This window comes from Nonomuraea sp. NPDC050643, assembly GCF_040654715.1.
Classification (GTDB): domain Bacteria; phylum Actinomycetota; class Actinomycetes; order Streptosporangiales; family Streptosporangiaceae; genus Nonomuraea.
Genome location: NZ_JBFAIM010000074.1, coordinates 45,910 through 68,133 on the forward strand (window position 1 = coordinate 45,910; position 22,224 = coordinate 68,133).

Sequence of the window (22,224 nt, forward strand, 5' to 3'; positions counted from 1 at the left end):
GCGGCATCCGTCACAGGATGCCGCCGCGGGGTGGGGGGAGGGAGGGGTCAGCGGTCCTCGTGGACCCGTCCGAACTCGATGAGCGGGGTGCTGCCGGCGAAGTTGCGATCCACCTCGGCCCGTTCGGCCGCGCTGGGGTTGGCGTTCGTGCAGCTCACCGGTGCGCTGGAGCCGGACATCAGGTCCGTGCACCGCCCGGTCCGCCGGTCCGGCAGGCCCAGGATGTGGCCGATCTCGTGGGCGGCGATGCGGACCGGCGAATAGCCCTGGTCGACGGCCTGGCGGCCCATCCAGATCGTGCCGCGGCCCAGGCTGGTGGGCAGCGCCCGGGGCCAGCCGTTGTCCGCGATCACCACGAAGCTGGCGGGTGAGCCCTGCATCAGCCGGACGTTCACGACGCTGGAGTTCCAGACCTGGGCTCCCTGGTTCACCACGTTCACGAATTCGGCCGCCCGGCTGACGTCGTACCTGAGGACGCGGACCAGGGCGGCCGCCTGTGCGGGAGAGGTGACCAGGAGGAAGGAGATGGTGAGGACGACGGAGAGCGCTAGGCGCAGAGGTCTTGGCACGGAGCCTCCTCCGAGGGTTGGGGGGTGCTGTCACGGTATGCGCACCCCCGCGCCCTGGAGACGTACCAGATTGCCCCTATTACGGTGGTATGGCCCTCAGCAGATCGTCTGCCTGCTGTTGACGAGCGTGTTGTTCCTGAAGGTGGTGTTGACCCCGCACGGGCTCTCGTTGATGGCGGAGTTGGTCACGGTCAGGTTCTGGATCACGATGTCGGAGGTGTTGGGGAACTCCGAGCGGGCGGCGAGCCGGATCTCACCGCCGCCGGTCACGGTGCCGCTCTGGGCGGCGATGTTCACGTTGTAGCAGTTCTCGATGAGGATGGCGTTGTTGCCGGTCTGCGCGAGGTCCACGCGGTTGATGACCGCGCCGCCGCTCTCCGACACGCAGAAGACGCCGCGCCCGCCGCCGCGTGCGATGACCTGGTTGACGCGGATGTTGGTGGGATAGGAGCTGCCGATCCGCCCGTTCCTGTTGGCCATCCGGAAGGCGGCGTAGCCGGTGCCGGTGCCGGCGTTCTGCGCGTCGACGAGGTTGACGCTGGCGTTGATGGTGTCGTTCAGCAGCAGGCCGGAGTGGGCGGTGTTGCGGGCCGTGACGGTGCCGACCGTCAGGCCGTCGAGCCCGTACGTCTCCACGCCGTGGGTGCTGGTGCCCGACACGTAGACGTTGTCGATCCGGACGTTCCGCGTGCGGACGCTGCGGTCCCCGTGGTTGTCGATGCGGATGCCGAGGCCCCCGGACAGGCGCATGTCGATCTGGCCGAGCGTGATGTTGACGCCGTTGCGGACGAAGATGCCGTACAGGGGGGCGCCGGTGACCTTCAGGTTCTGGACCTCGACGTCCGTCACGCCTCTGGCGTACACGACGGCCTGGTCACCCGATCCGGAGCCGGTCACGTTGACCGTGCCGCAGACGTCGAGCACGGTGTAGCTCGGCAGCGAGAGCCGCGAGCCGGCGCTCATCGAGCCCGAGCCGCGCACGACCACCCGCTGCTTGGAGGTGCGCCCGGCGGTGAGGCTGCCCACGGCGGCCTGCATGGCCGACAGCATGCTGGTGCCGGTGTAGACGGTCCTGGTGCCGTTGCGGGCGGTCCAGGTGCTGCCGCTCAGCGCCGCCTCCGCGTTGTACGAGCCGTCGCCGCAGGCCAGCGCGCCCGCCGTCCGGGCCTGCGTGTGGTCCCGCGTGTGGCTCTGCGCCGCGGCGGGCGCGGACATCGCCGTGAGCGCCATCGCCATGAGGCCGGCCACGAGACGGATCCGCCGCGATCTGCCGGGGGTTGAACTGCCGCTGCTTCGCATACTTCGCTCCTGTTGGTGGGGGATGCCAACTGAATCGATTCATCCAACGATCGACGTCTGACCTGCGCTGATGTGCGCCGAGCGGGGTCTGATCCGTGGGGAGTATTGCAACGTTCAAATCGAGCGTCAACAAGCCGTGAAACTTACATGACAACGCTTGTCGACCCGCTCCGCCGGTGGCGCGTTGACATCCCGGACGCGGCGTGGCCAGGGTGGCAGGGATCAGCTCGCTCAGGGAACCACCGGCCGTACTCGTACCGTCTGGCAGGGAGGCCTGATGGAAGGCACCGTCGCCGTCGTCACCGGAGCCGCGCGCGGAGTCGGGCGGGGCGTCGCCCTCGTGCTCGGCGAGGCCGGCGCGACCGTCTACGTCACCGACCGGGAGAGCCGCGGCGACCGCCACTCCGACCTGCCCGGCACGGTCGAGGACACCGCCGAGCAGGTGGACGCGCGCGGTGGCCGCGGCGTGCCCGTCCAGGTGGACCACGCCGACGACCGCGCCGTCGAGGCGCTCTTCCGGCGGGTCCGCGACGCGCACGGCGGCCTCGACCTCCTGGTGGCCAACGCCTGCAACGGCAACGCCCTGCCCTTCCACGGCGGGCCGTTCTGGACGCTGCCGCTCGACCACTGGCACAACATGATCGACATCGGCGTCCGGAGCCACCTGGTCTCGGCCTGGTACGCGGCCCCGCTGCTGATCGAGCGGGGCGGCCTGGCCGTCTTCACCGGGTTCGCCGACTCGGAGGCCGAGGTCATCGCCGGGCACGTCTTCTACGACCTGGCCATGACCGGCGTCAGCCGCCTGGCCCGTACGCTGGCCCACGACCTGCGCCCGCACGGCGTGACCGCGCTGGCCGTCTCGCCCGGCTTCACCCGGACGGAGGCGATCCTCGCCGCGCTCGGGGAGGACGTGCCGGGCGGCGACTCGGTCGAGTTCCCCGGCCGGGCGGTCCGCGCCCTGCTGGAGGACCCCGACGTGGCGCGGCACGCGGGCCGCACGCTCCCCGTCACCGACCTGGCCAGGGAGTACGGATTCGGCGACCGATCACCGCGTTAGGCTGGGGCTCCGCGTCCGGCCTGGAGAAGGATGGTTGAGCCGATGGATGAGCGGCTGACCGTTGTCGTCGGATATCCGGGTTCGGAGCTGCTCGACATCTCGTGCGCGACCACACCGCTCTACATGGCCAACCTCCTGGGCGCCGACCCCCGCTACCGGATCGTCCTGGCCTCTCCCGGCGGCGCCGACCTCACCTGCGACTCCGGCCTCACGCTGCGCTGCCAGGACTCCATCGAGCGCCTCACCGGGCCGCTCGACACCCTGATCGTCTCGGGCGGCTACGGGCATGAGGAGGCCGCCGAGGACCGGCGGCTGGTCGGGCACATCCGCCGCCTGGCCGAGGTGAGCAGGCGGGTCGCCTCGCTGTGCACGGGGGCGAGCGTGCTGGCCGCCGCGGGCCTGCTGAAGGGGCGGCGGGCGACGACGCACTGGAACTTCGCCGGGGTGCTGGCCGCCCGGCACCCCGACATCACCGTGGACCCGGCGCCGATCTTCATCCGCGAGGGCAAGGTGTCCACCGCGGCCGGGGTCACCAGCGCGCTCGACCTGACGCTGGCGTTCATCGAGGAGGACCACGGCACGGCGCTGGCCAGGAAGGTGGCCAGGGGCCTGGTGACCTATCTGCAGCGGCCGGGGGACCAGGCGCAGGTGAGCATGTTCGTGGACGCGCCGCCGCCCGATCATCCCCTGATCCGGCGGGTCGTCGACCACGTCATGCTCCACCTCGACGGCGACCTGGGCGCGGCGGCGCTGGCCACCCGGCTGAACGTGAGCGAGCGGCACCTGACCCGGCTCTGCCTGGAGCATCTCGGGCTGACGCCCGGCCGCTACGTCAGGCAGACCCGCGTCCGGGCCGCCGCCCAGCTCCTGACCTCCTCGTCGCTGCCCACGTCGGAGATCGCCGCGCGGTGCGGGTTCGGATCGGCGGAGAGCCTGCGGCAGGCGTTCGTCGCCCACTACGGGGTCTCGCCGACCCGATACCGCAGGACCGGCGCGAACTAGGCGCCCTCGATCTTGCCGGGGGTGAAACCTCCGGTTACGCTCGCGCCACAGCAGCCCACATGGGGTCCACGATGTGGACCGGAATACGTGAGGTGCCCATGCGCGTCAGACGTTCGCTCCAGTCACTCGCCGGTGCGGCGGTCATCCTGCTGGCCATCACCCCACCAAGTTCGGAAGCCACACTCGATCGCGACGGGGGCGCCCAGAACCTCGGCGAGCCCGACTACGGCGTCTGCCGGGGCACCGATCCGCGCTGTTACCACGACTGGGGCAACTTCGACCCGGCCAAGGGTTACAAGCTGCTCGTCTACAGCCGCACGGCCGGCTCCCGCCACGCCCACCTCGGCACGCCTCTCGGGCCGGGGCTCAACCCGCCGCTCAACGACGACAACGTCGCGGTCAAGGCCGTGGTGGAGCTGGGCCGGGCCAACGGGTTCGCCGTGGACTACACCGAGGACGTCGGGCAGCTCTCGGCGGCGGGGCGGCTGCTGCCGTACAACGCGGTGATGTTCCTCAGCACCACGCGCGACACGCTCGACGACGCCGCGCAGACGGCGCTGCGCCAGTACGTCCGCGCCGGCGGCGGCTTCGTCGGCGTGCACAACGCCTTCGGCACCGAGTACAACTGGCCCTGGTACGAGGGCCTGCTCGGCAACGCCAACTTCTACGACCACGGCCCCAACCAGCCCGGCACCGTCGAGACGGTCGGCCGCCGCGACGCCTCCACCCAGGGGCTGCCGCAGCGCTGGGCCTTCACCGACGAGTGGTACAACCTCGTCCCCGCCCCCACCCGCGTCCGGGTGCTCGCCGAGGTGGACGAGAGCACGCTGCCGCAGGGGGTGCGGGGCGGGCTGGGCCATCCCGGTCACGGGGATCGGCATCCGGTGAGCTGGTGCCACTACTACGACGGCGGCAAGGCATGGCTCACGACCCTCGGGCACGACGTCAAGACATGGACCGCGGAGCCTCTGGAGGGCGACCAGCACTTCACGCGGCACCTGCTGGGCGGGATCCGGTCGGTTTTGGGCATGGCGCCGTTCTGCCGGTGACGGCCGTCGCCGGCAGCCCGCCGCCGCGGCCGCGGGCCGCGGCGACGGGGTCGGGAACGGGGTCGGGAACGGGGTCGGTCAGCAGGCGGAGAGCATGCTGGACAGGGTCGACTTCTCGGCGCTGTCGGTGCTCAGGCCCCAGTACCACTTCACCTGGATCCAGGCGCGGGCGTACCGGCAGCGCTCGGCCGTGCGGGGCGGCTGCCACTCGGCCGGGTCCCGGTCCGACTTCGACTGGTTGACGTTGTCGGTCACGGCCCACAGTTGCGGGCCGCCGAGGTCGTTGGCGAACTGCTGGCGGCGCGACGTGGTCCAGGCCCAGGCGCCGGAGGCCCACGCCTCGGCCAGGGGCACCATGTGGTCGATGTCCACGTCGCTCGCGGCGGTCCACGTCGCGCCGTCGTACGGGCTGTACCAGGAGCCGGAGGTGGCGGCGCAGGAGGAGTTCGTCACCACGTTGGTGCCGTCGCGCTTGAGCACCTCTTCGCGGGTGTTGCAGGTGCCGCTGACGGTGCTCCAGTGCGGGAACAGGTCACGGTCGTAGCTGTCGCCGTGGGACTCGGCGGCCACCGGGAGCGCGGCGAGGCGGGAGGTGGCGGTCGAGGCGGAGGGGATGTTGGGCGGGATCGCCGCGGCGGGCTGGGCGGTGATCGTGAGGGTCAGGGCGGTCACGCAGGCGAGGCCCACGGGTAAGGCGCGGTGCATGAGGGGTCGGCCCTTCTGCCGCCGTCCTCGGACGGGCGCAGATGCCGGTCAGGGGGCGAGGAGGGCGGGCACCTCGACGGTGACAGCGTCCGGTTGGTCCATATATGGCCAGGTTTGCCGAGCTGTCACGACGGTGTTGATGGATTCCTGACAAGGGTCGTCAGGGGGCCGCCGCAGGGTCGGTCAACGTTGGGACGTCGTCGGGGGGTCAGGCCACGGTGACGTCGAGGAAGATGGGCTTCTTCGCGGCGAGGAGCGGGCTGCCGTCCTGGTCGGTCATCTTCCAGAAGATCTTGCACCGGCCGGGGGCCTCGGAGGCGCGCACGCGTACGGTGATGTCGACGGTCTCGCCGGGCAGGACGGGGCCGATGCCGACCCGCTTCGGGGCCTTGCACGGGGTGTCGTTCATGCGGGTGAGGTAGCGCCCCTGCCACGGGACGTTGCCGGTGTTGCGCAGACGCCAGATCTTGTCGAACTCCGCGCCCTTCTTCACCACGCTGCCGTCGGGAAAGGTCACGTCGCCCTCGAAGACGGAGTCGTCGTGGGGCGTGGTGGCCGGAGCGGCGCTGGGCCGCTCATGGGGCCTGCCCTCGGCGTTCTCGTTGACGAGCGGCAGCACCCAGCCGATGAGGATCGCGGCCAGACCGGCCACGCCGGTGACCCCGGCCAGCACGGTGAGCCGCCTGGCCGGCGCGCCCGTGGGCGCGGTGGGGGACGGGGAATCGGGGGTGTAGGGCATGCGGGCCTCGTTCTCGCTGCTCGCGGCCTGCTCCCAGTGCGCCCGCCACTCACGCCTGACCTCGTCGGGGTCGCGGCCCAGCCGATCGACCGCCAGGACCCGGACGAACTCCCACGTGGTCTCCCAGCTCGGCAGCGCGCTGCCCCGGGCCGCGGCGGCCAGCGACGACTTCGAGGCCGCCGCCCCCATGCGGGCGGCCATGTCGGCGAAGGACGGGTCGCCCGCCTGCTCCTTGAGCTCCCAGAGGCGGTGCGCGAACAGCGCGATGGGGCCGGACTCGGGATCAGGGCGGATCGGCTTGCGCCCCCGCCGCGATCCCGCTCCCTCGTCCTCGGTTCCGGACGACTGCGCCATCCCACCCCTGCTCCGGTCGGCCGCTTCGCGCGGCTCATGCCGCGCATCGAGACCCCAAGGAGGTTACCAAAGGCCCGGCGCGGACGCCCGGCCGAGCGGACGGCCCCTGTGCCTCCGCTCGGCCGGGCCCTGAGGTGGCGGGTGCCCGGAAGGGTCAGCCGCAGTGGGAGACTTCCTTGATGGACTGGACGGTGGGGCGCGTGCCTTTGAACTTCTTCTTGTCGAAGTCGCCGCCGCGCACCCAGATGCAGGCGTCCCTGGCCTGGGCGACGCGGATCTTGATGCCCCGCGAGTGCTTGCACCGGTTGTGGAAGTAGACGGTGACGCTGGTCGTGCCGTCGTCGCCGTAGGAGTAGCTGAAGCACCGGGTCTTGCCCCGGACGACGTCGAGCGCGCCGAGCCGCTGCGTCTGTACGGACTGCGCCGGAGCCACGGTGGTGGTGGCCGTGGTGGTGGCGGTGGCCGTCGCCGCATAGGTGAACATCGTGGCCGCCGCAGAAGCCACCGCGAGCGTCGCCTTCGTACGATTCCTCATGAGGGACCTGCCCCTGTTCCGGTTGGGCTTTCCGTGCTTTCTGAAAACACTTTTGCCCGAGCTCATAGGCGGCTTCCAGGGGTTAATGTCCGGACATTTTCCACTGTCCATTGGACAATTCGCGCCCCAGGTGGGGCCCGGTTCGGGGAAATTCGGTGAATGGTCTTGTGGGCGCGTGGAATTGCGCGCGAGGCCGGGCGGGGGTTTGATCGGAGTACATCCCCGACCCTGGAGGCGGACAGTGGCTTTCCAGCTCATCGCGCTCTATGCCCACCCCGAGAGCGCCACGGCCTTCGACAAGCACTACGACGAGACGCACGCGGTGCTCGTCGCCCGCCTTCCGGGGCTGCGCGCGTTCACGGCGATGCGTCCGGCTCCGGCGGGCGGCGAGCGGGCCGCCTACCACCTGGCCGCGGTGCTGACCTTCGACGACGAGAAGGCGTTCGCGGCGGCGATGGCCACCGAGGAGGGCAAGGCGGCGGTCGCCGACCTGGCGAACTTCGCCGGGGCCGGCGTCACGATGCTCACCGGGCCCGCCGACACGGTCCGCTGACGGACTCTCGGGCGGGTCGCTTGACCGCGTCAACGGCGATCCGCCCAGTCGGTCGCCTCAATTCCTGACACATGCCGTGTGAACCAGTTGACCCAGGTACCCGTGCGTGGTTCCCGGGCGGCATCGAGGGCGTCGCCGGCTACGTGCACGGCAAAGGGGCTCAGGCTCGGCACCTACGGCGACGCGGGCACCAAGACCTGCGCCGGGCTTCCTGAACACCGGCGCCGAGGCGCACACCGACAACGTCCGGGCGGACGTCGGGCGGCTACGCGGCCCGGCGCGTGCCCGTGATGGGGATCGTCATCATCGGCGCCTTGGCCTGGCCGCTCATCGTGTCGCCGTCGATCGAGGCGGTGAACGCGACCCTGACCCTGAAAGGCGAGGTGAGGACGGCGCTGAAGCTGAGGCCGGTGCCGTCCAGCCGCCCGTCCTCGATCGCGGCGCCGTCGAACGTGCCCGTCACGGCCTCCGTGCCGGCGGCGAGGACCAGCTCGGACTCCTGCCGGCCGCGCGGGGTCCGGAAGCTCACCGTCCAGACCCCGTCGAGCCGGTAGCGGGCGGCGGCCTCGCGGTAGTGCCGGTGCTCGGCCTCGTGGTCGGGCACGCGGGCGGTGGCGAAGTCGCCGGGGGCGAAGAAGCGGGCCAGGGCGTCGTTCGCGCCGGCGGCGAGCGGGCCCGAGCGGGGGAGCATGGTGGCCTCGTACCGGATGACCGCCTGGTCGAGGGTGGGCTCCTCGGCGATGGCGCGGGCCAGCTCGGCGGCGTCGAGCAGGGCGAGGTTGACCCCGAAACCGCCGAAGGGCGCCATCAGGTGGGCGGCGTCGCCGAGCAGCGTCACACCGGGCACGTGCGCCCAGGTGAGCGGGGCGGGCAGGGCCCAGATCGGGCGATGGACGAAACCGCTGTCATCGGCCTCGGTCAGGAACGGCAGCAGCCGCTCGGACCAACCGCCGAACTCCCGCAACAGGAACCGCCGCACGGCGCCGGAGTCCCGCAGGTCGACGTCGGCCTCGGTGTGCCAGTCGAGGCCGGTCCGCATGGCCAGGTACGCGCGTACCAGCCCGTCGCTGTTGCGCTGCGCGATGATGGCCCGCCCGTCGTCGTCGCGCGCGAACATGTGCCCCTCGCCGACGATGGCCGCGATCCGCGGGTGCCGGTGGTCGGCGTCGTCGTACCGCACGTCGAGGAACGAGATCCCCGTGTACGCCGGCACCGCGTCGCTCAGCAGCGGCCGCACCCGCGACCAGGCGCCGTCGGCCCCGATCACCAGGTCGGCCTCGGCGTGCCCGCCGTCCGCGAACTCGAGGCGGTGCCGCCCGCCGCCGAGCGGGACGGCGGTGGTCAGCCGGTGCCCCCAGCGCACGGTGCCGGGCTCGACGTGCGCGGCGAGCAGGGCCCGGAGCCGGCCCCGGTCGATCTCCGGGGCGGCGGCGTCGCCGGCGTCGGGCACGAACGTGTGCAGCACGTTCCCGTGGTGGTCGAGCCGGCGCTTGGCCTGGTCCTCGAGCCGGGCCAGTCGCAGGAAGTCGGCCATCAGCCCGGCGTCCTCCAGGGCGATCTGGCCGGAGTCGGCGTGCAGGTCCAGGGTGCCACCGGGGTCGCGGGCCGTGACGGAGGCGTCGGAGTCGTACACGGTGACGGCGATGCCGTGGCGTTGCAGGACGCGGGCGCACAGGAGGCCGCCGGGGCCGGCGCCGATGATGGCGATGCGTGAGGGCAAGGTCTCTCCCAGTTACTTAACGGGCGTTCGTTCAGTAGAACTGACGGTAGCTGAACGAGCGTTCGGCTGCAACTAGACTGAGCCGAATGACGACCAGTACGGGTGGGGAGCGGCGGACGGGCAGCGAGACGCGGGCGGAGATCCTGCGCGTCGCCCTGCGGCTGTTCACCGAGAAGGGGTTCGAGGCGACCTCGACGCGCGACATCTCCAGCGCGCTCGGGATGACGAAGTCCTCGCTCTACTACCACTTCAAGAACAAGGAGGAGATCGTGGCGAGCCTCATGGAGGAGCGCCGCCACGAGCTCGACGACTTCGTCGGCTGGCTCGCCGCCCAGCCTGCCGCCCCCGACCTGCTGGAACGCGCGGCGCTGCGGTGGGTGGAGGGCGCCACCCCCGAGCGGCTGCAGGCGATGCGGCTGGCCCACGCGAACCAGCCGATGATGCGCCGGCTGGTGGAGAGCGGCAGTGACGTCCGGTCGTCGTTCGACCGGGTGATCGATCTGGTCGTCACGGAGGGGGCGGGGCAGGAGGAACGGTTGCTGGCGCGGATGGTGTTCGACACGATCGGCGCCGCGCTGCTGGCGGCGCTCGGCACGGACGCCGAGGACCACGCGGTCATCGCGGCGGCGCGGCACGCGAGCGCCGCCCTGGCCCGCGCGACGGCGGAACGCAGGGCGGCGCCCGCCTGACCGGCGCTCATCCGGCGGGGAGCGGGGTGAGCGGCCCGATCAATACGCGTTCACCCCAGCCAGCCCGGCGCCACCAGGACCGCCCACGCCGCCAGGGGTCCCACCACGACGATCACGCCGCCGTACGCCAGCAGCTTGCGGTAGAAGTCGTCGCGCTCCATGCCCCTGACGTTGGCCACGAGCAGCGCCCCCGTCGTCGAGAAGGGGCTGACGTCCACGATCGCGGACGAGACCGACAGCGCCGCGATCATCGCGATCGGGCCGAGCGTGCCCTGTGACAGCAGCGGGACGGCCAGCGGCACCAGCGCGCCCAGGATGCCGACGGTCGAGGCGAAGGCCGACACGACGCCGCCCACATAGCAGATGAGCAGCGCCACCAGCAGCGGGATGCCGATCGCGGCGACCGCCGCGCCGACGTAGTCCACGGTGCCGATCTCCTGGAGCACGCCCACGTACGTGACGACACCGCAGATCAGCAGCACGGTCGGCCAGGCCACCTTCTCCACCGCGCCCTTGTTCGCCTTGGGGGAGGTGAGGGAGAGGACGACGGCGACGGTGACGGCGGTGAGGCCGACGTCGAGCTTGAACACCAGCACCGCCAGGCAGAGCGCGACGATGCCGGTGAGGGTCAGGGCCTGGTGCGGGGTGAGGCGCAGGGTGGTGTCGCGGGCGACCACGGTGGCGACCCCGCCACCGTTGCCGTCGCCGCCGCCATCACGTGTGCCGCCCGCCGATCCGGTGGCCGTCACGACCGTGTTCTCGCGGTCGGGGGCCGGTGGCGTGGTGGTGTCGCCGATGGCGCCGCGGCGGATGAGGTCGCGGCCACCGAAGACGAAGAAGACGGCGGCGGCCGCGGCGGCGTTGAAGGCGAAGCTCGACAGGAAGAGCACCAGGTTGTTGCCGGGCAGGTTCGCGTCCTTGGTGACGCCGTTGACGATGCCGCCGAGGACGCTGATCGGCGAGAACGCGCCCGCCTGCGTCCCGTGCGCCACCATGAGCCCGATCAGCATCGGATGGATCCGGTAGTCGGCCGCGAAGCCGAACGCGATGGGCGCCAGGATCGCCGCCACCGCCGGGGCCGGGGCGCCCACCGCCGTCAGCAGCGCCGAGATGACGAACACCACGGGCGGGATGGCCGCCAGCCGGCCGCGTACGAGATGGACGGCGGCTCGTACGAGCCAGTCCACCGTGCCGTTGTTGGTCGCGATCGCGAACAGGAGCGTCACCCCGACGAGGATCACGAACAGGCTGCCGGGAAAGGCGCCGAGGATGTCGTCGGTGCTCATGCCGGCGGCCAGCGTGCCGACCAGGAACGCGCCGACCAGGGCCAGCGCACCGAGGTTCACGGGAAACATCGTGGCCACGATGAACATGACAATGAGGGCGAGAATGGACAGGAGCTCTGCGGACACTGCGTACTCCGATCTCCCCCGAACGTTTATGGCAGGCCGGCCGCCTCGTGGATGAGCTCGACCGGATGGCGGGCAGCACGTCCCGCCCCGTGGGCGATCTGCTGGCGGCACGAGACCCCCGTCGCCGCGAGCAGGGTGTCGGGTGAGGATGCGGCGATCGCCGGGAAGAGCCGGAGGCCGCCGATCTTCATGGACAGGTCGTAGTGCTCGGCCTCGAAACCGAAGGATCCGGCCATGCCGCAGCAGCCGGCGTCGAGCTCCGTCACCTCCGCTCCGGGAATCCTGGACAGCAGCGCGCGGGTGGCCGCGGTGCCGGTGACGGCCTTCTCGTGGCAGTGGCCGTGCAGCAGGATCTCGCGCCCGCTCAGCGCGTCGCCCAGCACCAGCGAGCCGTCGTCGATCGCCTCGGTGAGCAGCTCGGGGACGAGCCGGGCGCGGGCCGCCACCGCCGCCACACGGGGGTCGCCAGGGAGCAGGGCCGCATACTCGTCCTTCAACGTGAGCAGGCAGGACGGCTCCAGGCCGACGATCGGGGCGTCGGAGTCGGCCAGGCGGGCGACCATCTCCCGCGCCATCGCCTGCGCGCGGTCGAGCAGGCCCTTGGAGATGCTGGAGCGTCCGCAGCAGCCCTCGGCCGCCAGGCGTACCCGGTAGCCCGCGTGCTCCAGCAGCTCGACGGCGGCCCGCCCGATGGCGGGCTCGCTGAAGGTGGTGAAGGAGTCCGCCAGCAGGATGACCTCCTTGCGGGCGGTGCCGGGGGCGGCGGGGCGGCGGGCGTGCCAGCGCAGCAGGTTGTCGCGGTGGAAGCGGGGGAGCGGGCGGCGGCGGCTCAGGCCGAGCGGGCCGCGTACGGCGCCGGCCAGCCAGTTCGACAGCGGCGCGGTGGCCGAGCCGAGCCGGTTGAGCGTCCTGATCGCGCCGAACACCCGTGAGCGCAGCGGCACGCCGTGCGTCTCCTGGTACTGGTGGAGGAACTCGCTCTTCATCGCCGCCATGTCCACCCCGAGCGGGCACTCCGACTGGCACGCCTTGCACTCCAGGCAGAGATCCAGGATGCCGTGCAGCCGCTCGTCGCCCAGCGCCTGGCGGGGGTCGGGCGAGGACAGGGCCTTGACCAGGGCGTTGGCCCGGCCGCGGGTGGAGTGCTCCTCCTCACGGGTCGCCATGTACGACGGGCACATGACGCCCGAGTCGTCCTTGCGGCAGACACCGACGTTCATGCACCGGTCGGCCGCCGCGTGCATCCCGCCACCCGCGAAGCTCAGCGTGGTGGCCAGCGGGCGCGGCTCGGGCTGCGCCGGGTCGCGCAGGTGGTCGGTCATCGGCGGCGCGTCCACGACCTTGCCGGGGTTGAGCAGCCCGCGCGGGTCGAAGACGTGCTTGACCTGCCGCATCGCCTCGTAGACCGGGTCGCCGAACAGCCGCCGGTTGAACTCCGAGCGCGCCAGCCCGTCGCCGTGCTCGCTGGAGTTCACGCCGCCGTGCCGGGCGGCCAGCTCGGCGATCTCCTCGGCGACCGCGCGCATCACGCCGATCTCGCCGGGCGCGCGCAGGTCCACGAACGGGCGGATGTGCAGGCAGCCGACCGAGCAGTGGCCGTAGAAGCCGGCCGACAGCCCGTGGCGGTCGAGGATCTCGGCGAACTCCTCGACGTACGGCAGCAGCCGCTCCGGCGGCACCGCCGTGTCCTCCACGAACGCCAGTGGCCGGCGGCTGCCCACGCTGGAGGCCATCAGCAGGCCGAGCCCCGCCTTGCGGACCTTGAGCACGGCCGCCTGCTGCTGCGCGGTGACGGCCCTGAGCGTGTGGTAGCCGTGGCCGTTCGCCTTCCAGGTGGCGGCCAGTTTGTCCACGCGGTCGGCCACCTCGGGCGGGCCGTCGCCGAAGAACTCCACGAACAGCAGCGCCTGCGGGTCGCCCGCCAGGATGTCGCCGAGCCCGGCGTAGTCCACGCGCTGCCTGGACAGGTCGAGGATGGCCTTGTCGAGGAGCTCGACCGAGGCGGCGCCGAAGGCGAGCGCGTCGGCGGTGGCGGCGATGGCGGCCGGGGTGGAGGTGAAGTGGCCGACCGCGATGGCCTTGGCGCGCGGCCGGTCCACCAGCCCGACCGTGGCCTCGGTGACCACGGCCAGCGTGCCCTCGGACCCGACGATCAGCTTGGTGAGATCGAGCCCCTCGCCGGCCGGAAGACCGCGGGTGGGATCCGGCAGTCCGCGGGCCGCCGCGTCCAGGCGGTAGCCGCCCGAGTGGCGCCAGAAACGTGGGAAGCCCGACAGGTCGAGGTCGCGCAGGATGCCGGCGACCTGGGAGTTGAGGTGGGGGTGGGAGGTCAGGTCGGAGGTGGTGGCGTCGGCCAGGACGACCCGCAGGGATTGGACGTGGTCGATCGTGGAGCCGTACAGGATGGAGTGGCTGCCGGCCGAGTTGTTGCCGATCATCCCGCCGATGGTGGCCCTGTTGCTGGTCGAGGTGTCGGGGCCGAACATCAGGCCGTGCCGGCCGGCGGCCCGGTTGAGCTGGTCCTGGACCACGCCCGGCTGCACCCTGGCGGTCCTGCCGTCGATCTCCAGGATCCGGTTCATGTGCCGGGAGAAGTCCACGATCACGGCCGCGCCCACCGTCTGCCCGGCCAGGCTGGTGCCCGCGCCGCGCGGCAGCACCGGCACGCCGAGCTCACCGCAGGCCGCCACCAGGGCCTGCACGTCGTCGGCGTGCTCGGGGAAGGCGACGGCGAGGGGTTCGATGGCGTACATGCTGGCGTCGGAGGAGTAGAGGTGCCGGGTGTAGGGGTCGTCCCTGACGTCGCCGGCGAGCAGCGGTGCCAGCGTCCGCGCCAGACTCATTCCGCCCCCGCCAGGCCGGAGCCCTCCAGGTACGTCAGCGCCGCCCGCGCCCCGCCCTCCTTGATCGGCACACCGGCCGCGCCGAGCCCCATCTCGACCCCGCTCAGCGTGCCCGCGAGCATGAGGTCGTTGAAGTGGCCGAGATGCCCGATGCGGAACACCCGCCCGGCGAGCCGTCCGAGCCCGGTGCCGAGCGACATGTCGTAGCGCTCGAGGATGAGCCGCCTGACCGCGTCGGCGTCGTGGCCGCCGGGCATCAGCACCGCCGTGAGAGCGCTGGAGTGTTCGCGCTCGTCGGCGCAGAGCACCTCCAGCCCCCAGCCGCGCACGGCCCGCCGGGTCGCCTCGGCGTGCCGGTCGTGCCGGGCGAAGACCGCGTCCAGGCCCTCCTCCTCCAGCATGATGAGGGCCTCGCGCAGGCCGTACAGCAGGTTGGTGGGCGGCGTGTACGGGAAGAAGCCCTGCCGGTTGGCCGCGATGATCGGCTCCCAGTCCCAGTACGATCTCGGCAGCCGCCCCCGGTGCGCCAGCGCCTTCTCACTGACCGCGTTGAACCCGATGCCGGGCGGCAGCATGAGCCCCTTCTGCGAGCACCCGACGGTCACGTCCACGCCCCACTCGTCGTGGCGGTAGTCCATCGAGCCCAGCGACGAGATCGTGTCCACCAGCAGCAGCGCCGGGTGCCCGGCCCGGTCGATGGCCGCGCGGATCTCCGGGATCCGGCTGCGCACGCCGGTCGAGGTCTCGTTGTGCACCACCATCACGGCGGCCACGTCGGGCGTCAGACGCTCGGCCACCGCGCCGGGGTCGGCGCCGTGCCGCCAGTCGCCTGGCACCAGGTCCACGACCAGCCCGAGCCGGGCGGCCATCTCGCACCACAGCGAGGAGAAGTGCCCGGTCTCGAACGCCAGCACCTTGTCACCCGGCGACAGCGTGTTGACCAGCGCCGCCTCCCAGGCCCCCGTGCCCGACGAGGGGTAGACGACCACCGGGCCGCCGGTCCTGAAGACCGTCTTCAGCCGGTCGAGCAGCTCGGTCGCGAGCCGGGCGAAGGCCGGGCCCCGGTGGTCGATCGTGGGCTGGGCGATGGCGCGCAGCACGCGGTCGGGAACGTTGGTCGGCCCGGGGATCTGCAGGAAGTGCCGGCCCACTGTCTTTCCACCTCCGTGCCATCACACGGCACGGCGTGCCGCTGTGCGGTTCATTAACATTAAAATCAGCCGCCAGAGGAGTCAATGCATGCAGAACGTGATCAACGCCCTCCGGGTGCTCGAAGAGGTGGCCGTCCGCCAGCCCGTCGGCGTGGGCGAGGTGGCGCGCGGCCTCGGCCTGCCCAAGAGCACGGTGCAGCGCTCGCTGAAGACCCTGCACGAGGCCGGGTGGATCAGGCCCGCGGGCGGCGAGATCACGCGCTGGCAGGTCACCAGCAAGGCACTACAGGTCGCCCGCCGCACCGAGCTGGGCCTGCGTGACGCGGCCATGCCCGTCATGGAGGAGCTGCGTCAGCGTACGGGCGAGACGATCCACCTGATGGTGCCCGAGGGCGACGCCGTGGTGCTGATCGAGCGGCTGGAGACCGACAAGCCGCTGCGCATCGTGCTGCCGCTGGGCATCAGGTTGCCGCTGCACGCCTCGGCCAACGGCAAGGCCGTGCTCGCGTACCTGCTCGCCGAGACGGGCCGCCCGCTCGGCGACCTGCCCGGCTACACCGACACCACGATCACCGACGCGGCGGCGCTGCGGGCCGAGCTGGAGGCCGTCCACGCGCGCGGTTACGCCGACAACCGGGGCGAGTGGCGCTCCGACATCGCCGCCGTGGCCGCCGCGGTCCTGGGCCCCGACGGCCCGCTCGCCAGCCTCAGCATCTCGACCCCCGCCAGCCGCATGCCCGAGGACCTGCGCGCCGAATACGGCAAGCTGGTCACCCGCGCGGCCCGAACCCTCGCCGACTCCCTCCCCTGAACGCAAACCCCCTCGGCGACCCGCGCAACCGGCCGGCCACCTCGAGACACACCCGTCCTCACCTCCCAAGCACGGCGACGGCGGAGGGCGCGGGCGGCTAGGCACTCCGCCTCCCTGAAGGGACCTGTGCCGGAGTGCGGTGGTGGTGGGTGGCGAGGTGCTTCGCTTCCCTCTCGCCAGAAGGACCTGTGCCGGAGTGCGGTGGAGGGTTATGAGGGGGGCGGTGTGCTTGCCGGGGCGGGGGAGAGGGAGGTGTAGTGGCCGGCTCGCAGCATGACCGGCACCCGTACCCGCATGGTCTTGCCCTCGCTGAACGCGAACGTCATCGGCACCGACTCGCCCCGCACCCCGCTCACCGTGCCGATGGGCCGGTTGCCCGTGCCCACCGGCTGGTCGGGCGGCAGGGTGACGGGCCCGGCGAGCTGCACGGCCCCGCCCCCGTCGACGGTCACCCGTTCGAGCCGGACGGGACGGCCGCTCTCGTTGACCAGCACCCCGTACAGGGCCATGGAGGGAGCGGGCGAGGCCGGGTCGGCGGCGCCCAGGAGGAAGGCGTTGCGCAGGTGCAGGGTCCCCGCCACATCCGCGTTGGCCCCGTCGTTCTGCGGGGCCTGGTGCGCGTAGTCGATGTCGGTCTTCGTGCAGCCGCTGACGGCCAGGACCACGACGACCGTCGCGGCGACGATGGGACGCATCGCGATGCCCTCCTTGTCGACACTCAGCGTTATCGTCCCGCTACCCTGCGGATGCTCCGGCGAACCTCGTGCCGAAAATCGGCCTCGTGACCATCGATGATGCATCATGTACCGTCACCGGTAACGCGCGACTACCGGAGGAGCGGTAGATGGTTGACCAGCAGGGATTCGACACGACAGGTCAGCAGAAGCGACGACAGCTGGTCCGAGCGGTGATCGCCTCCGCCGTGGGGACCTCGATCGAGTGGTACGACTTCTTCCTCTACGGCTTCGCCGCCAGCACCATTTTCGCGGAGCTGTTCTTCCCGACCAGCGACCCGACGACCGGCCTCCTGCTCGCCCTCGGAACCTACTTCGGCGGCTTCGCCGCCCGCCCGATCGGCGCCGCGATCTTCGGACACTACGGCGACCGCATCGGCCGCAAGGCCACCCTCATCATCACCCTGCTGACCATGGGCATCGCCACCGCCCTCGTCGGCCTGGTGCCCACCTACGAGCAGATCGGCATCTGGGGCGGCATCCTGCTGACCCTCCTGCGCCTGCTCCAGGGCATCAGCGTCGGCGGCGAATGGGGCGGCTCCGTGCTGCTGGCCACCGAATGGGGCAAGACGAGCGGCGGCAAGCGCGGCTTCCTCGGAAGCTGGCCGCAGTTCGGCGTCCCCGTCGGGCTCGTGCTCGGCTACCTCGCCCTGCAGGTGTTCCAGCCGCTCGACCCCTACTGGGGCTGGCGCATCCCGTTCCTGCTCAGCATCGTGATGGCCGGGGTCGGCCTCTACATCAGGCTCGGCATCCTGGAGACGCCCGTCTTCGCCAAGGTCGTCAGGGAGAACAGGGTCGAGCGTGTCCCCGTACGCCAGGTCATCGCCAAGAACTGGCGGGAGATCGTGCTCAGCGCGCTGCTGCGCACCGGGCAGCAGGCGCCGTTCTACATCTTCACCGTCTTCATCCTGAGCTACGCCACCAAGACCCTGGGCTTCGCGGCCAGTGACGTCTACACGTACGTCATCGTGGCCGGCATCGTGTCGCTGTTCACGGTGCCGTTCTGGGGCTACATGTCCGACATCGTGGGCCGAAGACGGCTGTACATGGTGGGCGCCGCCCTCATGGTGGTCTGGTCGTTCATCTACTGGCCGCTCCTGGACACCCGCGCGCCCGCGCTGGTCTTCCTGGCCATCGTGCTGTCCGCCCCCATCCACGACATCCAGTACGGCCCGCAGGCCACGTTCATCGCCGAGAGCTTCACCGGGCGGCTGCGCTACAGCGGCGCCTCGCTCGGCTACCAGCTCGCCTCCCTGACGGCCGGCGGACCCGCCCCGCTGATCGCCGTCTGGCTGTTCGCCACCTACCAGAGCTCGTTCGCCATCGCCGTCTACATGGCGATCTGCTCAGTGATCAGCGTCGTGGCCGCGTACCTGCTGAAGGACAGGTCGCACCAGGACTACGCCATCGAGTACGACGAGGTGCGGCCGGGCAGCGCCTAGGCGAGCTGCTCGATCGTGGCCATCGTCGCGTGGAGATGCCGGATCACGATCTCCACCGCGTCCTCCGCGCGGCGTTCCCTGAACGCCGCCACGAGGTCGCGGTGGTCGCGGTCGGCCTGCTCCCTGCGTGCGCGCTCCTGCCCGCGCAGGGAGAGGCCGACATAGACGGCGGCGCCGTCGCGCAGGCCCGTGAGGATCGCGCACAGCCGGGGTGAGCGGGCCGCGTCGCTGAAGACGGCGTGGAAGCGCCGGTTGAGCTCCACCCACTGGCCGGGCTCGCGCTCCTCCTCCATGAGCCGCTGCAGCCGGGCCGCCTGGTCGAGCTCCTCGTCGGTGATACGTTCCACGGCCTTGCGGATCGAGACGGGTTCGAGCATGCGGCGCAGCTCGTAGATCTCCCTGACCTCGGACATGTCGAGCTCACGGATGATCGCGCCCTTGTGCGCGTCGATCCTGACCAGGCCCGCGCCCGCCAGGTCGCGCAGCGCCTCGCGGACGGGGGTGATGCTCACCTTGAGCTGGGCGGCGATGTCGGCCTGCACGAGACGGTAGCCGAGGGGCAGGTCGCCGCCGAGGATCGCCCGCCGGAGCGTTTCGTAGACGAAGGCGTGCGCTGTGCGGGCGGGCGGGCCGGGCTTGAGCACGACGGTCGTCACGCAAGCCACTATATGAGGCGCGATGCCCTGGCGCCCGGCGCGGGTCCGCCGTGGTCACGGGCTTTCTGGCACCACCGGGTTGGTCAGCTCGCCGAGCCCCTCGATCGCGATGGTCATCGTGTCGCCGCTCTGGACGGGACGCACGCCCGGCGGGGTGCCGGTCATGATGATGTCGCCGGGTTCCAGCGTGGTGAACGCCGACACGTACGCGATCAGCGTCGGGATGTCGAAGATGAAGTCCCGCGTACGCCCGTCCTGGCGCACCTCGCCGCCCACCGTGCAGGTGACGCGGACGTCCGACGGGTCGAAGTCGGTGTCCACCCACGGCCCCAGCGGGCAGAAGGTGTCGAAGCCCTTCCCGCGCGTCCACTGCGGGTCGCTCTTCTGGATGTCGCGGGCCGTGACGTCGTTGCCGATCGTGTAGCCGAACACCAGCGACATCGCGTCCTCGGCGGCCACCCGCCGCCCCCGTTCGCCGATCACGACGACCAGCTCGGCTTCGGGGTCGAGCCGCCCGGACAGCGACGGGTAGACGACCTCGTCGCCCGGGCCGGCGATCGAGGACGGCGGCTTCAGGAAGATCAGGGGCTCCTTAGGCACCGGATTGCCGAACTCGGCGGCGTGGTCGGCGTAGTTCCGGCCCACGCAGAGGATCTTGCTCGGGGTGACGGGGGCGCGCAGCCGTACGTCACTGACGTCGCCCACGGGCGCGCCGGGACGCAGCCCTCCGCCGATGTAGGGGCTGCCCTCCGTGGAGAGCACCGTGCCTTCGGCGGTGAGCACCCCCCACCTGACCGTGCCCTCGGCGTCGTACCTGATGATGCGCATCTCGCTCCTCAGCAACCGTTGTACTTGTTCGTCCAGAGCCGGCCCTCGGCCCCGTCCGCCTTCTCCTCGAGAATTTTCAGCCTCAGCATGACGTCCAGCGTGCGCTGGACGACCACCGGGTCGAAACAGCCCTTGTCGGACAGCGCGGAGGACATCGCCTTGACCGTGCGCAGCACCGTCGCCTTGTCGCTGCTGCCCAGGTCGTCCATGATCTGGCCGGCCACCGCGTCCGGCTGCCCCTTCACCTTCGCGGTCGCCTGCGCGAGCACGCGGCTGAAGGCGGCCGCGGTCGCGGTGTTCTCCTCGGCCCACTGCCGGGACGTCGCCCAGGCGGTGTAGTCGAACTTGTCGAGCTCCGGCACCTCGCCCTTGGGCCCGTCGATGAGGACGACGCCGAAGCCCTTCTCCGCGGCCACGTACGGGGTCGGCGGCGACAGGTGGTAGGCGTCGATCTGGCCCTTCTCCAGGGCGGCCAGCAGCGCCGACCCGCCGCCCAGCGGCACGATCTCGACGTCGCGCTCCGGGTCGAGGCCGACCGAGCCCAGGTAGTAGCGCATGTAGGTGTCGGTGGGGGAGCCCGGCGAGGTGACGCCGATCTTGAGGCCCTTGAGCGCGCTCAGGCGCTCGCGCAGCGGGGAGGCCGCGGTGACCTTCTTGCGCTCGGCGACCTCCTTGCGCATGACGAGCGTGAGCGTGACCCGGTTGAGGATGTCGTGGGCCATGACCACCGAGTCGTCGCCCGCCTTGCTCAGCTCGGCGAGGTCCTCGAACCCGACGTCGGCGTACTGGGCTTGGCCGGAGGCGAGGGCGGCGATGCTGTCGTTGCCGCTCTCCACCTCGACGATCTCGACCGTCAGGCCCTCCTTGGCGAACAGGCCGTCGTCCTGGGCGACGTACAGGGCGGACAGGAACACGTTCGGCGCCGACGCGATCGTGATCTTCTTCGACTCACCCCCGCCCCCGCCCTGCCCGCCGCCGCAGCCCGCCAGCAGGAGCACCGTCGTCACGTAGGCCGCTGATCTGGCCCTCCTCATGGAGACCTCCTCGATCCTTCACAGGGCGTCGTCGCCGCGCAGGCGTACCTCGGGCCGCCAGCGCAGCACGCGGGACAGCGGTCGCAGGGACAAGGACAGGAGCAGCACGATCGCGGCCAGCACGATCGTGCCCGCGATGACCCCCGCGGTCTGATAGCGCCCGGCCGCCGCCCTGGTCAGGTAGCCGATGCCGCGGTTGGAGGCGATGAACTCGCCGACCACCGCGCCGATCATGGCCGCCGGCAGCGTGACGCGCAGGGCCGCCAGGATGTACGGCAGCGCGCCCGGCAGCAGCACCCACCGCATCGTCGCCCACCGGCTGCCGCCCATGACCCGGGTGACGTCGAGCAGCCCCCTCGGCACCTGCCGGATGCCCTCGACGGTGTTGATGAAGACCACGAAGAACACGAAGTACGCGGCCAGCACGATCTTCGGCGCCAGCCCGATGCCGAACCAGAGGATGAAGACGGGCCCCAGCGCCACCGCCGGAATCGAGTACGCGATCAGGAAGTACGGCTCCACGACGCGATAGGCCACCCGGCGCAGCGCCAGCGGCCAGGCCAGCAGCACGCCGAGCGCCGCCCCCGCGAGGAACCCCAGCCCGGCGGAGGTGAGCGTGAACCTGGCGTGGAACCAGAAGTCGGCCGACCCGAACCACTCGGCCAGCCGCGCCGCCACGGCGGTCGGGCTGCTGATGAAGAAGGGCCTGATGAGGGTGCCGGACACCAGTTCCCACGCGACGACGGCGCCCGCCGCCACCCCGATCCGGCCCGCCCATACGACCGCCCGCCGGACCCGCCGCCGTCGCGTGCTCCGCTGCCGCGTCCGCCGCAGGACGGCCCGGCCGACCTCGCCGCCGACCTCGCCGCCGGTCCCGTTGCCGGTCCCGTTGCTCGTCCCGTTGCTCGTCCCGTTGCCCGTTCCGTTGCTCGTGTCGTTGCTCGTGTCGCTCACTGGTGCACCATCCTTGTGTCGGTAGTCGAGAGACTGCTGATGCACCCGAGGTGCCGCCGGGTCACCGCCCTGCTCGCTCGACCACTTG

General features: G+C 71.5%; 21 protein-coding genes. 7 read left to right on the forward strand and 14 right to left on the reverse strand.

Going from position 1 to position 22,224, the window contains the following annotated elements:
- Positions 1–47: 47 nt before the first annotated feature.
- Entirely contained in the window at positions 48–569 is a 522-nt protein-coding gene (locus tag AB0I15_RS55000) for a snapalysin family zinc-dependent metalloprotease (protein WP_358115829.1), read from the reverse strand.
- A gap of 96 nt (positions 570–665) precedes the next feature.
- Positions 666–1,868, reverse strand: coding sequence for a right-handed parallel beta-helix repeat-containing protein (locus AB0I15_RS55005; protein ID WP_358115831.1), 1,203 nt, complete (start codon positions 1,866–1,868; stop codon positions 666–668).
- 277 nt (positions 1,869–2,145) lie between these two features.
- On the opposite strand from AB0I15_RS55005, the gene AB0I15_RS55010 reads away from it, so the two are divergent.
- From AB0I15_RS55010 to AB0I15_RS55020, 3 genes are all read left to right on the forward strand, one after another.
- On the forward strand, positions 2,146–2,925 hold the full coding sequence (locus AB0I15_RS55010; protein ID WP_358115833.1) for an SDR family oxidoreductase: 780 nt from the start codon (positions 2,146–2,148) through the stop codon (positions 2,923–2,925).
- A gap of 42 nt (positions 2,926–2,967) precedes the next feature.
- The gene (locus AB0I15_RS55015) at positions 2,968–3,927 is read left to right on the forward strand and encodes a GlxA family transcriptional regulator (protein ID WP_358115834.1); all 960 of its coding nucleotides are present in this window, start codon (positions 2,968–2,970) and stop codon (positions 3,925–3,927) included.
- Between the two features lie 98 nt (positions 3,928–4,025).
- Positions 4,026–4,976, forward strand: a complete 951-nt coding sequence (locus tag AB0I15_RS55020; protein ID WP_358115837.1) for a ThuA domain-containing protein — start codon at positions 4,026–4,028, stop codon at positions 4,974–4,976.
- Between the two features lie 78 nt (positions 4,977–5,054).
- Here the strand turns inward: AB0I15_RS55020 and AB0I15_RS55025 are convergent, their stop codons facing one another.
- The 3 genes from AB0I15_RS55025 to AB0I15_RS55035 all read right to left on the reverse strand — a co-directional run bounded on the left by AB0I15_RS55025 (position 5,055) and on the right by AB0I15_RS55035 (position 7,309).
- A complete protein-coding gene (locus AB0I15_RS55025; RefSeq protein WP_358115840.1) occupies positions 5,055–5,648 on the reverse strand; it encodes an HNH endonuclease family protein in 594 nt (197 codons plus the stop codon).
- 241 nt (positions 5,649–5,889) lie between these two features.
- Positions 5,890–6,774: an NBR1-Ig-like domain-containing protein gene (locus AB0I15_RS55030; RefSeq protein ID WP_358115843.1), complete on the reverse strand. Its 885-nt coding sequence runs from the start codon at positions 6,772–6,774 to the stop codon at positions 5,890–5,892.
- A 154-nt stretch (positions 6,775–6,928) separates the two neighbouring features.
- Positions 6,929–7,309: a hypothetical protein gene (locus AB0I15_RS55035; protein WP_358115845.1), complete on the reverse strand. Its 381-nt coding sequence runs from the start codon at positions 7,307–7,309 to the stop codon at positions 6,929–6,931.
- 241 nt (positions 7,310–7,550) lie between these two features.
- Here AB0I15_RS55035 and AB0I15_RS55040 point away from each other — a divergent pair, with 241 nt between their 5' ends.
- A complete protein-coding gene (locus AB0I15_RS55040; protein WP_358115848.1) occupies positions 7,551–7,862 on the forward strand; it encodes an EthD family reductase in 312 nt (103 codons plus the stop codon).
- Between the two features lie 265 nt (positions 7,863–8,127).
- Here the strand turns inward: AB0I15_RS55040 and AB0I15_RS55045 are convergent, their stop codons facing one another.
- Positions 8,128–9,582: an NAD(P)/FAD-dependent oxidoreductase gene (locus AB0I15_RS55045; RefSeq protein ID WP_358115850.1), complete on the reverse strand. Its 1,455-nt coding sequence runs from the start codon at positions 9,580–9,582 to the stop codon at positions 8,128–8,130.
- An 86-nt stretch (positions 9,583–9,668) separates the two neighbouring features.
- Here AB0I15_RS55045 and AB0I15_RS55050 point away from each other — a divergent pair, with 86 nt between their 5' ends.
- On the forward strand, positions 9,669–10,271 hold the full coding sequence (locus tag AB0I15_RS55050) for a helix-turn-helix domain-containing protein (RefSeq protein ID WP_358115853.1): 603 nt from the start codon (positions 9,669–9,671) through the stop codon (positions 10,269–10,271).
- Between the two features lie 50 nt (positions 10,272–10,321).
- Here the strand turns inward: AB0I15_RS55050 and AB0I15_RS55055 are convergent, their stop codons facing one another.
- Genes AB0I15_RS55055 through AB0I15_RS55065 form a run of 3 tightly spaced genes read right to left on the reverse strand, consistent with a single transcriptional unit; the run spans position 10,322 to position 15,677 of the window.
- On the reverse strand, positions 10,322–11,683 hold the full coding sequence (locus tag AB0I15_RS55055; RefSeq protein ID WP_358115856.1) for an SLC13 family permease: 1,362 nt from the start codon (positions 11,681–11,683) through the stop codon (positions 10,322–10,324).
- A 26-nt stretch (positions 11,684–11,709) separates the two neighbouring features.
- Positions 11,710–14,526 (reverse strand): FAD-linked oxidase C-terminal domain-containing protein, encoded by a 2,817-nt coding sequence (locus AB0I15_RS55060; protein WP_358115859.1) that lies wholly within the window; start codon positions 14,524–14,526, stop codon positions 11,710–11,712.
- A complete protein-coding gene (locus tag AB0I15_RS55065) occupies positions 14,523–15,677 on the reverse strand; it encodes an aminotransferase class V-fold PLP-dependent enzyme (protein ID WP_358115861.1) in 1,155 nt (384 codons plus the stop codon). The genes AB0I15_RS55060 and AB0I15_RS55065 overlap by 4 nt, the downstream gene beginning before the upstream one ends.
- Before the next feature lie 88 nt (positions 15,678–15,765).
- Here AB0I15_RS55065 and AB0I15_RS55070 point away from each other — a divergent pair, with 88 nt between their 5' ends.
- Entirely contained in the window at positions 15,766–16,488 is a 723-nt protein-coding gene (locus tag AB0I15_RS55070) for an IclR family transcriptional regulator (protein WP_358115864.1), read from the forward strand.
- A gap of 209 nt (positions 16,489–16,697) precedes the next feature.
- On the opposite strand, the gene AB0I15_RS55075 is transcribed toward AB0I15_RS55070, so the two are convergent.
- The gene (locus AB0I15_RS55075) at positions 16,698–17,183 is read right to left on the reverse strand and encodes a hypothetical protein (RefSeq protein WP_358115867.1); all 486 of its coding nucleotides are present in this window, start codon (positions 17,181–17,183) and stop codon (positions 16,698–16,700) included.
- A 149-nt stretch (positions 17,184–17,332) separates the two neighbouring features.
- Between AB0I15_RS55075 and AB0I15_RS55080 the strand changes: the two genes are divergently transcribed.
- Complete coding sequence (locus AB0I15_RS55080) at positions 17,333–18,664, forward strand: MFS transporter (RefSeq protein WP_358115870.1); 1,332 nt, start codon at positions 17,333–17,335, stop codon at positions 18,662–18,664.
- Here the strand turns inward: AB0I15_RS55080 and AB0I15_RS55085 are convergent.
- From AB0I15_RS55085 to AB0I15_RS55100, 4 genes are read right to left on the reverse strand one after another with little or no spacing between them, the layout of a single operon-like run.
- On the reverse strand, positions 18,661–19,320 hold the full coding sequence (locus AB0I15_RS55085; protein ID WP_358115872.1) for a GntR family transcriptional regulator: 660 nt from the start codon (positions 19,318–19,320) through the stop codon (positions 18,661–18,663). The two genes, AB0I15_RS55080 and AB0I15_RS55085, sit on opposite strands and share 4 nt — an antisense overlap.
- A gap of 54 nt (positions 19,321–19,374) precedes the next feature.
- Positions 19,375–20,148 (reverse strand): fumarylacetoacetate hydrolase family protein, encoded by a 774-nt coding sequence (locus AB0I15_RS55090; protein WP_358115875.1) that lies wholly within the window; start codon positions 20,146–20,148, stop codon positions 19,375–19,377.
- Between the two features lie 8 nt (positions 20,149–20,156).
- Positions 20,157–21,182, reverse strand: coding sequence for an ABC transporter substrate-binding protein (locus AB0I15_RS55095; protein WP_358115878.1), 1,026 nt, complete (start codon positions 21,180–21,182; stop codon positions 20,157–20,159).
- Between the two features lie 18 nt (positions 21,183–21,200).
- A complete protein-coding gene (locus tag AB0I15_RS55100) occupies positions 21,201–22,136 on the reverse strand; it encodes an ABC transporter permease (RefSeq protein ID WP_358115881.1) in 936 nt (311 codons plus the stop codon).
- Between the last annotated feature and the right edge of the window lie 88 nt (positions 22,137–22,224).

Excerpts from the sequence above, each read along its gene's own strand:
- AB0I15_RS55005 (WP_358115831.1), bottom strand. The coding sequence starts at position 1,868 with ATGCGAAGCAGCGGCAGTTCAACCCCCGGCAGATCGCGGCGGATCCGT.
- AB0I15_RS55010 (WP_358115833.1), top strand. The coding sequence starts at position 2,146 with ATGGAAGGCACCGTCGCCGTCGTCACCGGAGCCGCGCGCGGAGTCGGG.
- AB0I15_RS55015 (WP_358115834.1), top strand. The coding sequence starts at position 2,968 with ATGGATGAGCGGCTGACCGTTGTCGTCGGATATCCGGGTTCGGAGCTG.
- AB0I15_RS55020 (WP_358115837.1), top strand. The coding sequence starts at position 4,026 with ATGCGCGTCAGACGTTCGCTCCAGTCACTCGCCGGTGCGGCGGTCATC.
- AB0I15_RS55030 (WP_358115843.1), bottom strand. The coding sequence starts at position 6,774 with ATGGCGCAGTCGTCCGGAACCGAGGACGAGGGAGCGGGATCGCGGCGG.
- AB0I15_RS55035 (WP_358115845.1), bottom strand. The coding sequence starts at position 7,309 with ATGAGGAATCGTACGAAGGCGACGCTCGCGGTGGCTTCTGCGGCGGCC.
- AB0I15_RS55050 (WP_358115853.1), top strand. The coding sequence starts at position 9,669 with ATGACGACCAGTACGGGTGGGGAGCGGCGGACGGGCAGCGAGACGCGG.
- AB0I15_RS55060 (WP_358115859.1), bottom strand. The coding sequence starts at position 14,526 with ATGAGTCTGGCGCGGACGCTGGCACCGCTGCTCGCCGGCGACGTCAGG.
- AB0I15_RS55070 (WP_358115864.1), top strand. The coding sequence starts at position 15,766 with ATGCAGAACGTGATCAACGCCCTCCGGGTGCTCGAAGAGGTGGCCGTC.
- AB0I15_RS55075 (WP_358115867.1), bottom strand. The coding sequence starts at position 17,183 with ATGCGTCCCATCGTCGCCGCGACGGTCGTCGTGGTCCTGGCCGTCAGC.
- AB0I15_RS55080 (WP_358115870.1), top strand. The coding sequence starts at position 17,333 with ATGGTTGACCAGCAGGGATTCGACACGACAGGTCAGCAGAAGCGACGA.
- AB0I15_RS55090 (WP_358115875.1), bottom strand. The coding sequence starts at position 20,148 with ATGCGCATCATCAGGTACGACGCCGAGGGCACGGTCAGGTGGGGGGTG.
- AB0I15_RS55095 (WP_358115878.1), bottom strand. The coding sequence starts at position 21,182 with ATGAGGAGGGCCAGATCAGCGGCCTACGTGACGACGGTGCTCCTGCTG.